Annotated in this window: 10 protein-coding genes and 1 pseudogene; 6 read left to right on the top strand and 5 right to left on the bottom strand. The window is 72.1% G+C overall.

Annotated elements, in window-relative coordinates; translation table 11 throughout:
* The 5 genes and pseudogenes from ABT08_RS01740 to ABT08_RS01720 form a co-directional block, all read right to left on the bottom strand.
* Window positions 1-376 (bottom strand): annotated as a pseudogene (locus ABT08_RS01740) (chloride channel protein); the annotation flags it as partial.
* A gap of 39 nt (window positions 377-415) precedes the next feature.
* Complete coding sequence (locus tag ABT08_RS01735; protein ID WP_288113788.1) at window positions 416-1174, bottom strand: SDR family NAD(P)-dependent oxidoreductase; 759 nt, start codon at window positions 1172-1174, stop codon at window positions 416-418.
* The gene (locus tag ABT08_RS01730; protein ID WP_045247863.1) at window positions 1171-2010 is read right to left on the bottom strand and encodes a fumarylacetoacetate hydrolase family protein; all 840 of its coding nucleotides are present in this window, start codon (window positions 2008-2010) and stop codon (window positions 1171-1173) included. Before ABT08_RS01730 ends, ABT08_RS01735 begins: the two co-directional genes overlap by 4 nt.
* Window positions 2011-2018: 8 nt before the next feature.
* Complete coding sequence (locus tag ABT08_RS01725) at window positions 2019-2891, bottom strand: amidohydrolase family protein (RefSeq protein WP_056207583.1); 873 nt, start codon at window positions 2889-2891, stop codon at window positions 2019-2021.
* A complete protein-coding gene (locus ABT08_RS01720; RefSeq protein ID WP_056207799.1) occupies window positions 2888-3877 on the bottom strand; it encodes an aldo/keto reductase in 990 nt (329 codons plus the stop codon). The genes ABT08_RS01725 and ABT08_RS01720 overlap by 4 nt, the downstream gene beginning before the upstream one ends.
* A 90-nt stretch (window positions 3878-3967) precedes the next feature.
* Here ABT08_RS01720 and ABT08_RS01715 point away from each other — a divergent pair, with 90 nt between their 5' ends.
* The 6 genes from ABT08_RS01715 to ABT08_RS01690 are packed head-to-tail and all read left to right on the top strand — an operon-like array spanning window position 3968 to window position 10299.
* Complete coding sequence (locus ABT08_RS01715) at window positions 3968-5131, top strand: mandelate racemase/muconate lactonizing enzyme family protein (RefSeq protein WP_045247814.1); 1164 nt, start codon at window positions 3968-3970, stop codon at window positions 5129-5131.
* Window positions 5132-5159: 28 nt separating this feature from the next.
* Entirely contained in the window at window positions 5160-6092 is a 933-nt protein-coding gene (locus ABT08_RS01710) for an MBL fold metallo-hydrolase (RefSeq protein WP_169815898.1), read from the top strand.
* On the top strand, window positions 6089-7141 hold the full coding sequence (locus ABT08_RS01705; RefSeq protein WP_045247862.1) for a Gfo/Idh/MocA family protein: 1053 nt from the start codon (window positions 6089-6091) through the stop codon (window positions 7139-7141). Before ABT08_RS01710 ends, ABT08_RS01705 begins: the two co-directional genes overlap by 4 nt.
* Window positions 7134-8360, top strand: a complete 1227-nt coding sequence (locus ABT08_RS01700) for a CaiB/BaiF CoA transferase family protein (protein ID WP_056207588.1) — start codon at window positions 7134-7136, stop codon at window positions 8358-8360. Before ABT08_RS01705 ends, ABT08_RS01700 begins: the two co-directional genes overlap by 8 nt.
* A complete protein-coding gene (locus ABT08_RS01695) occupies window positions 8357-9496 on the top strand; it encodes an extracellular solute-binding protein (RefSeq protein ID WP_056207591.1) in 1140 nt (379 codons plus the stop codon). Before ABT08_RS01700 ends, ABT08_RS01695 begins: the two co-directional genes overlap by 4 nt.
* The gene (locus ABT08_RS01690) at window positions 9493-10299 is read left to right on the top strand and encodes an enoyl-CoA hydratase/isomerase family protein (protein WP_045247810.1); all 807 of its coding nucleotides are present in this window, start codon (window positions 9493-9495) and stop codon (window positions 10297-10299) included. The genes ABT08_RS01695 and ABT08_RS01690 overlap by 4 nt, the downstream gene beginning before the upstream one ends.
* Window position 10300 lies beyond the last annotated feature (1 nt).

The raw sequence follows: 10300 nt of genomic DNA, 5'->3' as shown, positions 1-10300 counted from the left end.
CCACGGATGCCACCTGCAGCACCGTGTCGATGAGCGTCTCCCACCACGGCATGGGCGTGCCGGCGACGCCCTCCTCGACGCTGGCGATGCGGCGACCGAGTCGTCGCACCAGGTACCAGCCGGTTCCGGCAATCACTCCCGCCGCGGTGACGCTCACAAGCGGCAGCCACCACACGGCCGGATATGCAAGTCCGTCGAGGAACGGCCCCTCCTCGTGGCCCCACACCACATGCTCGATCACGTGGAGGATCGACACCAGCAGCAGCACCGCGAGCCCCGTGGCCACCCCGACCACGAGGGTCGCAAGCCCCAGTCGCAGCAGCGTGAGCAGTGCCGGCAGACGTCGCGCGGGCAGGGCGCGGGCGGCGGATGTCACGCCGTCACGTTAGCGCACCCGGCGACGCGTGCCCGGCGCTCAGGGGGTCGGCCGCATGCGCAGGTGGGTGACGCCGCCGTCGACGTCGAGCGCCGTGCCGGTCGTCGACCCGGATGCCGGGTGGGCGAGGTAGAGGATCGCCGCCGCGACCTCGGCGGGCGTGACCATGCGACCGGTGGCCTGGCGTGCGTCGAGGGCGGCCCGCTCGGCGACGGGGTCGGGGAAGTTCTGCAGCATCCGATCGACAAACGGCGTGGCGACGGTGCCGGGGCACACGCAGTTGACGCGCACCCCCTCGCGGACGTGGTCGGTCGCCATCGCCAGGGTGAGCGCGTACACCGCGCCTTTCGAAGCGCTGTAGAGCGCGCGCTGAGGCAGGCCGTTGCGCGCGGCGATCGAGCACACGTTCACGATCGCCGCGCGCTCCGAGCGCCGCAGCCACGGCAGCGCGGCGGCCGACGCGCGCGCCATGCCGATGACGTTCACGTCGAGCACGCGCGCCCATTCGTCGTCGTCGTTCTCCTCGACCGTGCCGATCGCGCTGATCCCCGCGTTGTTCACGAGCACGTCCACTCCGCCGAGCGTCGTGGCGAGCGCATCGATGGCCGCGGCGACCGATGTCCGCGAGCGCAGGTCGGCGGATGCGCCGATCGCCGCGCCCGGCAGGTCGTCGACGGCGAGGTCGAGCACGCCGACCATGGCGCCGGCGTCCTGCAGGGCCTCGACGGTGGCGCGTCCGATGCCCGAGGCGCCGCCGGTGACGATCGCGCGCACACCCCGCCAGGCGCCGGCGCTCATGCCGCCACGCACAGCTGGCGCGCCGTGCCCAGACCGTCGATGCTGAGCTCGACCCGATCGCCGGGGGCCAGGTAGACCGGGGTCGGCATGCCCAGTGCCACCCCCGCCGGGGTGCCCGTGTTCACGACGTCACCCGGCCGCAGCACCATGAACTGCGAGAGGTAGCGCACCACCTCGAGCACGCCGAAGATCATCGTCGAGGTCGACCCGTTCTGGCGCTGCTCTCCGTTGACCGACAGCCGCATCCCGAGGTCCTGCGGGTCCGCTACCTCATCGGCGGGCACCAGCCACGGACCGAGTGGGTTGAAGCTCTCGCAGCTCTTCCCCTTGTCCCACTGTCCCCCGCGCTCGAGCTGGAACTCGCGCTCGGACACGTCGTTCGAGATCGCGTAGCCGGCGATGGATGCCGCCGCCTCCTCGTCGCTCGCGAGGTAACGCGCGGTCGTGCCGATGACGACGGCGAGCTCGACCTCCCAGTCGGTCTTGCGCGACCCGCGGGGGATCAGGACCTCGTCGAACGGGCCGACGACGGTGCCCGGGTCCTTCATGAACACGACGGGCTCCTGCGGGATCGCGGCGCCGGTCTCCTCGGCGTGGTCGCGGTAGTTTAGCCCGATGCACACGACCTTCCCGGGGGTCGCGACCGGGGCTCCGATGCGCGCACCCGTCAGATCGATGCGCTCGAGTCCGCCGCCGCGCGCGGCGTCGCGGGCTCGCCGCAGCCCGTCGGCGGCGAGGAACGCGCCGTCGATGTCGTGCGTGAGCGGGCGCAGGTCGTAGTGCGCCCCCTCGTGCCGGAGCACGGGGATCTCGGCACCGGGCGCCCCGATGCGCATGAACTCGGTCACAGGTCCTCCTTCGCCCGGGCCAGACGCCCAGGGTCGATCCGATAGCACTCGGCGGCCGTACCGCCGAGCAGGCGGGAGCGCTCGTCGGCGCTCCAGGTGTCGCTGGCCCGCTGGATGCCCTCCCAGGTGCGGGCATATCCGCCGGCGATGAGGGAGATCGGCCAGTCGCTGCCGGCCAGCAGCCGGTCCGCGCCGAACAGCTCACGCGCGGCATCCAGCAGGGGGCGGATGTCCCCTGCCGCCCAGTCGGCGGGAGTGACGGCGGGGTACAGTCCGGAGACCTTCGCGTGCACACGGGGGTTCTCCGCGGCCGCGGCGAGCAGGCGCCGCCAGAGCGCGGTGTCGCCGCCGCCTCCCACGGGCGGCTTGCCGAGGTGGTCGATGATCAGCCGCAGGTCGGGATGGCGCTCCCCGAGACGCGGGAGGTGCGCGAGCGCGGCCGGTGACGCCGTCACGTAGTCGAACGCGAGGCCTGCGGCGGCGACCTGCGCGAGACCCGCGGCCACGTCGTCGCGCAGGATCCAGTCCGGATCGTCGCGCTCATGGATGAGCGCGCGCACACCGACGATCCGGTCGTCCTCCCGCAGCCGCTCGAGGGCGCGGGCCGTGGCGGCGGGGGCGTCGAGGGGTACCCAGGCGACGATGGCGACAACGGCCGGATCGGCATCCGCGGCCCGCTGCATGTGGGCGGTGTCGCGCGCGTCGTCCGCGGCCTGCACGAGCACGACCCCGGCGACGCCGGCGGCACGGCGGTCGGCCGCGACATCCGCCATCGTGAAGTCCCGGTAGAGCACGCCCGCCGCGGGGGTCAGCCAGTCGTAGTCGGCGACGGTGCGCGTCCAGATGTGCTGGTGGGCGTCGATGATCACGGCGCCACCGTGTCGATCGCGTCGTCGGCGACGAGGAGGCCGGTGGCGCGCAGGTCGTCCCAGAGCGCGACGGGGATGCGTGCGGCGAGACGGTCGAGGGTCGAGTCGACCTGATCGGCCGTGCGCATGCCGACGACGACCGACGCGGTCGCGGGGTGCCGCAGCGGGAACTGCACGGCCGCCTCCGGGAGGCGCACGCCGTGACGCTCGCACACCTCGGCGATGCGGGTGACGCGCTCGATGAGAGACTCCGGCGCGGGCAGGTAGTCGTAGGTGAGGCCGGCGGCGGGGCGATCGGCGCTGAGCAGACCGGAGTTGTAGACCGCCGCGGCGATCACGGCGACACCCCGATCGAGCGCGGCGGGCAGGAGGTCCTCGGCGGCCCCCTGCTCCAGCAGGGTGTAGCGCCCGGCGAGCATGACGACGTCGACATCGCACTCGCGGACGAACCGCGCGAGCATCGCCGACTGGTTCATCCCGGCGCCGATCGCCCTCGTCACGCCCTGGTCGCGCAGCTCGATGAGGGTGTCCACGCCCGTCGTCGAGGCGGCCTCCCACTCGTGGTCGGGGTCGTGCAGATAGAGGATGTCGACGCGGTCGAGACCGAGCCGGGCGAGGCTCTCGTCGACCGAGCGCAGGATCGCGTCGCGGCTGAAGTCGAAGACGCGTCGGTGGGTGGCGGGCACGACGAACCCGTCGTCGGTGCCGTGGGGAGGCTCGTTCGGCTCGAGCAGCCGGCCCACCTTGGTGGAGATGACGTACTCGTCGCGCGGACGGGCGGCGAGGGCGGCGCCGAGGCGACGTTCGGAGAGGCCGAGTCCGTAGTGCGGCGCGGTGTCGAAGTACCGGATGCCGCGGCGCCAGGCCTCCTCGACCGCGCCCGCCGCCTCGTCGTCGGTCGTCACGCGGCCGAGGTTTCCCAGCTGCGCGGCGCCGAATCCGACGTCGGTGAGCCGGACGCCACGGGGCGAGGGTCGGGTGCTCATCATCAAGCCTCTCTCTTCCCTACAGTTCTAACATGTGATGTATGCTCTTTCCAGCACGACTCGTGCAGGAGCTTCTCGATCAAGGACGACATGAAGATCACCGGATACCGCGTGCTGCGCACCCACCGAGACTGGGGCCGCCCCATCGGCGACGTCAATGGGCACATCGCCTCGGGCATCACCGACGTGCCCGTCGTGCTGCTCGAGACCGACGCTGGGCTCACCGGAATCGGCACCGGCTCCGACCACGATCTCGATCGGCTCTTCCCCGCCCTCGAGGGCGAGGACCCCCGGGCCGTCGGCGCGCTCTACGACCGCATGCTCGCCCGCGTGTTCAAGGACGGTCACGGCGGGGCGACCTTCGGCGGGATCGGCACCTTCGACATGGCACTGTGGGACCTCAAGGCGAAGGCCGCCGGGGAGCCGCTGTGGCGCCTCATCGGCGGACGCGACCGCTTCGTCGCCGGCTATGCGTCCGGCCTCGACATCGCCCTCGACGACGAGTCCCTCGCGACGTTCTACTCGGCCATGGCCGATCGCGGCTTCACGAGCGGAAAGCTCAAGGGCGGGCGTGACGCGGATGTCGACATCCGGCGCCTCGGCATCGTCTCCGACGCCCTGCGCCGCAACACCTCGCGGCCCGCGCTCATGCTCGACGCGAACGAGTCGTGGAACCTCAAGCAGGCCGTGCGCTATGTCAGCGCGGTCGAGGAGCACCACGACCTGACCTGGATCGAAGAGCCGCTGCGCCGGTGGGATGCCGCGGGCCACGCCCGCCTCACGCGGTCGATCCGCGCGGCTGTGGCGACCGGCGAGAACCTGACCGGACTCGAGCAGTACCGTGCGCTGTTCGACCACGGCGCCGTCGACATCGTGCAGTCGGGATGCGTCTGGGGCATCACCCACTTCCTGCGCGTCGCCCACGCCGCCCATGCCCGGGACCTGCCGATCAGCCCGGTCGGCCTCACCGCCAACGAGGCGGTGGCGCACGCCGCCGCGGGTGTGCCCAATCATCTCGCCGCCGAGGTGCAGGACCTCGGCATGCCGTTCGGCCTCGCGATCGACCGCGAGATCGCCGACGGCGGGATCGTCCTCGGCGACACCCCCGGACACGGCATCACGGTCGATGAGGACGCCATCGCGACCGAGCGACGCAACGGCAGCTGGACCGTTCCCGAAGGACCCCACGTGCGCTCCCGCCGCACCGGACTGCGTCTCGTCGCCGACGACGCCCCGCACGATCGGGAGGTCTGAGGTGCTGCTCCGTGAGGGACTCCACCGCGTGGTCGCACCCCTCGGCGAGCGCGTCGTCGCGCTCTACCTGCTCGAGGGCCCCGAAGGGATCCTCCTGTGGGACACCGGCGTCGCCGACAGCGTCACGGGCACGCTCCTCCCCTATCTCGCCGACGCCGGAATCGATCCGGCGCGCATCCGCTGGGCGATCAACTCCCACTGCGATTTCGATCACACCGGCGGCAACGCCGCCCTTCGCGAGGCGGTGCCGCACGTCGCCCTGTTCGCCGGCGCCGACGACCTTCCGCTCGTGACCGACCTCGATCGCCTGATCGCCGAGCGCTACGGCGAGTTCCGCGTCTCGGACGGCTTCGACGACCCGGCCGAGACCACCGCCCACATCCGCGCGGTCACGGGCCTCGTCGACGATGTGACGCCTCTCACCGGAGGCGAGACGTTCGACCTCGGCGACCGCCGCATCGTCGTCCTCGCCGCGCCCGGCCACAGCCCCGGTCATCTCGCGCTCTGGGACGATCGCTCGCGTGCGCTCCTCATCTCCGATGCGACACTCGGCACGACGGTGCCCTACGCCGACGGGAGCGCCGCGTTCCCCCCGACCTACCGCGATACCGACGACTACCTGCGCACGCTGACCGGCTTTCGCGCGCACGGGGCAGACCTGCTCCTCACGGCGCACTACCCGCTCTACGAAGGCACCGAGGTCGAAGGGTTCCTGGCGGCATCCGAGCAGTACGTCGACGTGCTCGACGCGGCGATCTCGCGTGTGCTGAGCACCACCGAGGACCTCACGACCCTCGAGATCGTGCGTCTCATCGCCGCCGAGGTCGGGACGTGGCCGGACGCCGCCGCCGACTACCTCGTCTTCCCGGTGACGGGAAACCTCGAGCGGATGCAGCAGCGCGGGCTCGTGCGGCAGTCCGCCCGCGGCGAGCGCCGCACGTGGCTGCGGAGCGCCGCGTGAGCCGCGTGCGCCTCGGCGCGATCGGTGCCGGATGGTGGGCGACCAGCAACCACTTCCCGATCTTCCAGGCGCGGGAGGACGTCGAGCTCGTGGGCGTCTGCGGTCTGGGCGACGACGTGTTCGCCGTGCGTGACCGGTTCGGCTTCGGCATGGCCACGCACGACATCGACGAGCTGCTCGATGCGGGCCTCGACGCGGTCGTCATCACGACCCCGCACGACCTGCACTACCCCGCGGCGGTCGCCGCCCTCGATCGCGGACTGCACGTGCTGTGCGAGAAGCCGATGACGCTGCACGCCGGGCAAGCCTGGGACCTCGCCCGGCGTGCGGAGACGGCGGGAGTGCACCTGCTCGTCCCCTACGGCTGGAACTACAAGCCGTTCACCGTCGCCGCGAAGCGCCTGCTGGACGAGGGGGCGATCGGGGAGATCCAGTACGCCCTGTGCCACATGGCCTCGCCGACGCGAGGTCTGTTCGGCGGCGACCCGACCCACATGCTCGAGCGCTGGGAGTCGGCCACCGCGCCCCAGCAGAGCACCTGGGCCTCACCCGCGCACGGCGGCGGGTATGCCCACGGTCAGGTCACGCACTCGTCGGCGCTGCTCTTCTGGCTGACCGGGCTGCGCGCCCGGACCGTCGCCGGACGCACGGCGCACGCCGGCTCCGCCGTCGACCTCTTCGACGCGGCGGTGGTGCGGTTCGACAACGGCGCGCTGGCGTCACTCTCGGGTGCGGCGACCCTCGCAGACGGCGATCCGTACCAGGTGGACATCCGGCTCTTCGGCAGCGACGGCGTGCTGATGATCGACGTCGAGCGCGAACGAGTGCGCCTCAGCCGTTACGACGGCGGACACGAGGAGCTCGTTATCCCGCCGGGTGAGGGTGAGTACGAGTGCCTGGTGCCGCCGGCGAGGTTCATCGACCTGATCACCGGAGCGCACACCGACAACAACAGCACGGCGGATGTCGCGGCCCGATCCGTGGAGCTCATCGAGGCGCTCCTGCGCTCATCCGCCGACGACGGACGGGAGGTCCGGATCCATGACTGATCACGACGAACCGCGCGGGGTGCTCTCGGGCTACCGCGTCATCGACTGCTCGATCGCGATGGCGGGGCCGTTCGCCGCCCAGCGCCTCGGCGATCTCGGTGCCGACGTCATCAAGGTCGAGCCGACCGCCGGCGAGTGGCAGCGTTTCGCGTCCGCCGGCGGCGCTCGGGGAAACCGCATCAACGTGTCGTTCCTGTCGCTGAACCGCAACAAGCGCTCTCTCGCGATCGACCTGAAGTCGGTCGAGGGCGCGGCGGCGGTGCGCGCGCTGCTGGCGACCGCCGATGTGTTCCTGCAGAACTACCGTCCGGGAGTGGCGGCCCGCCTGGGCCTCGACTACGAGAGCGTGCGCGCGGTCAATCCGTCGATCGTCTACGTCTCGATCTCGGGCTACGGCGAGACGGGCCCGTACGCGACGCGCCCCGGGCAGGACCTTCTCGTGCAGGCGATGTCGGGGGCGATGCTCTCGGCCGGCCGCGCCGGGGAGCCTCCGTCGCCCGCCGGCCAGTACCTCGCCGATGCGGTCACCGCCTCGACGGCGTTCGAGGGCGTGCTCGCGGCGCTCCTCCACCGTGAGCGCACCGGGGAGGGCCAGTTGGTGACCGTCAACATGCTCGACGCGCTGACGACCCTGCAGATGCAGGAGCTGTCGGTGTTCACGGTCGGCGGTGTGCCCCAGGAGCGTGGCTCCGAGCCGAACGCGCACGTGTACATCCGGGCGCCGTATGGCGTGTTCGCCACGGCCGACGGCTACCTCGCGCTGGGCTTCGCCGACCTGGATACGCTCGGGCGACTGATCGACGAACCGACCTTCGCCGGCATGGATCCCGAGGTCGAGGGCTGGACGCACCGCGATGAGCTCTACCGCCGCACGGCCGACCGCCTGCGCGCGAAGACGACCGACCACTGGCTGGAGACGCTCCTCCCGGCGGGTATCTGGGCAGGACCCGTCTACGGCTATGCCGATCTCGTGGCCGATCCGCAGATCGCCCACAACGGCACGTTCGTCACCTACGACCACCCGACCGAGGGGACGATCAGCGTCCCCGGGTTTCCGTACCGCTTCTCGGCCACACCGCCGCGCATCGACCGCGGTGCCCCGCTCGTCGGGCAGCACACACGCGAGCTGCTCGACGAGCTCGGCCTCGACGCCGACGACCTGCTCGGACGCGGCGTGGTCGCCGAGACCGTGCTGACGCCGGCCGACACGCTGTCATGACGCACTATCGCGGGCTCACCTGGGACCATCCGCGCGGCACCGATGCGCTGCGCGCCGCCGCGGCGGCGTTCTCGGCGGACGGACCCGACACGCTGACATGGGAGGCGCAGCCGCTCGAGGGGTTCGAGTCCGCCCCGATCGAGCGGATCGCGGCGGAGTTCGACCTGGTCGTGCTCGACCACCCCCACCTGGGCGACGCGCGGGCCCATGATGCGCTGCATCCGCTGGACGCGCTGTTCTCGACGGACGAGCTCACCGCATGGTCGGATGCCGCGGTCGGCCCGAGCTTCACCAGCTACGTGCTCGAGGGTCGCCCGTGGGCGCTGCCGCTCGACGCCGCCACCCAGGTGGCGGCGTGGCGGCCTGACGCCCTCGATGCGGCGCCGGCGACCTGGGACGAGGCCGTGGCGCTCGCCTCGCGCACCGCACGCGTCGCGCCGAGCCTGGCAGGCCCGCACGCGTTCCTGAGCTGGTGCTCGATCGCGGTCGGCCTCGGCGAGGAGCCGGCGCGCGGCGACATCCTGCTCTCCCGCGCCACCGGCGCCGAGGCCCTGCGTGTGCTGCGCGCCCTTCACGGCAGCGCACCCGCGGGGACGATCGGGCAGAACCCGATCTCCCTGCTCGAACGTCTGCGCACCGGTGACGACCTCGACTACCTCCCCCTCGTGTACGGCTACGTAACCTACGCCCAGGGCGAGGGGGGCGTGCGGTTCGGCGCCCCACCCACCGCGGGCCCGCGGATCGGATCGACCCTCGGCGGGACCGGCATCGCCATCAGTCGGCGATGCTCGCCGTCCGCGGCGCTCATCGACCACCTGCGCGCACTCATGTCCAGCGACCTGCAGCGCGGCCTCATCCCCGCGCACGCCGGCCAGCCGAGCGCCCGTGCTGCGTGGACCGACGAAGCTGTCGACTCCGCGTCCGGGGGCTTCTACAGCAGCACGCTCACCACGATCGACCAGGCATGGGTGAGGCCGCGATTCGCCGGCTACATCCCCTTCCAGTCGGCGGCATCGGCGCTGCTGCGCGCCGGCGTCACCGACGACATCGAGACCGGGACGGTCCTCCACGAGCTCGAGGAGCTCTTCCACACCGCCCGAGCAGCCGCAGCCACCCCCGAGAGGATGCCCGCATGAGTCCCCTGACCGAGGAGTCGACCTTCGTCTCGCGCATCGCGGAGGTGGTGGTCGAGGTCGAGGACGGCGTCGCCGTGCTCACGATCTCGCGCCCCGAGAAGCTCAACGCCGTCACGCCGGAGATGTCGGCGGAGCTCGAGCGCGCCGCGCACTGGATCAACGACAGCGACCGCGTCCGCGCCGTCGTGCTCACCGGCGCAGGCGAGCGGGCGTTCTGCGCCGGATCCGACATCCGCACGCTCGACGCGTACGCCAGCCCCTGGGCGTTCCGCAACCGCCGCGACTACTGCGACGCCCTGCGAGAGGTGCGCAAGCCCGTCATCGCGGCGGTCAACGGCTACGCCTTCGGGGGCGGCCTCGAGACCGCGTTGACCTGCGACATCCGACTCGCGTCCTCGTCTGCGAGCTTCGCGGCGCCGGAGGTCAAGCTCGGCTGGATCGGCGGCGGCGGGATGTCGCCCCTGCTCGCGGCGGCCGTCGGACCCGGCAACGCCGCAATGATGCTCATGACCGGAGACGCGATCGACGCCGAGACCGCGCTGCGCTGGGGGCTCGTCTCGGAGGTGCTCGCCCCCGACGACCTGCTCCCGCGGGCACGCGGCCTGGCGCAGACGATCGCCGCCCGCCCGCCCATCGCCGTGGAGACCGCGAAGGCGAACCTCGTCGCGGCCGCCGACCTGCCGCGCAGCGGTGCGATGGCGTACGAGCGCGAGATGCAGGCGATCACCTTCGCGACCCGCGATGCCGCAGAGGGTCGCGCGGCGTTCGCCGAGCGACGCGCGGGCGTCTTCGAAGGACGGTGAG

Source organism: Microbacterium sp. SCN 71-21 (assembly GCF_001725695.1).
Lineage (GTDB): Bacteria > Actinomycetota > Actinomycetes > Actinomycetales > Microbacteriaceae > Microbacterium > Microbacterium ginsengisoli.
The sequence above is the reverse complement of the archived record's forward strand: the minus strand, read 5'-3'. Positions and strand labels throughout refer to the sequence as shown.

Excerpts from the sequence above, each read along its gene's own strand:
- ABT08_RS01735 (WP_288113788.1), bottom strand. The coding sequence starts at position 1,174 with ATGAGCGCCGGCGCCTGGCGGGGTGTGCGCGCGATCGTCACCGGCGGC.
- ABT08_RS01730 (WP_045247863.1), bottom strand. The coding sequence starts at position 2,010 with ATGCGCATCGGGGCGCCCGGTGCCGAGATCCCCGTGCTCCGGCACGAG.
- ABT08_RS01695 (WP_056207591.1), top strand. The coding sequence starts at position 8,357 with ATGACGCACTATCGCGGGCTCACCTGGGACCATCCGCGCGGCACCGAT.
- ABT08_RS01715 (WP_045247814.1), top strand. The coding sequence starts at position 3,968 with ATGAAGATCACCGGATACCGCGTGCTGCGCACCCACCGAGACTGGGGC.
- ABT08_RS01700 (WP_056207588.1), top strand. The coding sequence starts at position 7,134 with ATGACTGATCACGACGAACCGCGCGGGGTGCTCTCGGGCTACCGCGTC.
- ABT08_RS01690 (WP_045247810.1), top strand. The coding sequence starts at position 9,493 with ATGAGTCCCCTGACCGAGGAGTCGACCTTCGTCTCGCGCATCGCGGAG.
- ABT08_RS01720 (WP_056207799.1), bottom strand. The coding sequence starts at position 3,877 with ATGAGCACCCGACCCTCGCCCCGTGGCGTCCGGCTCACCGACGTCGGA.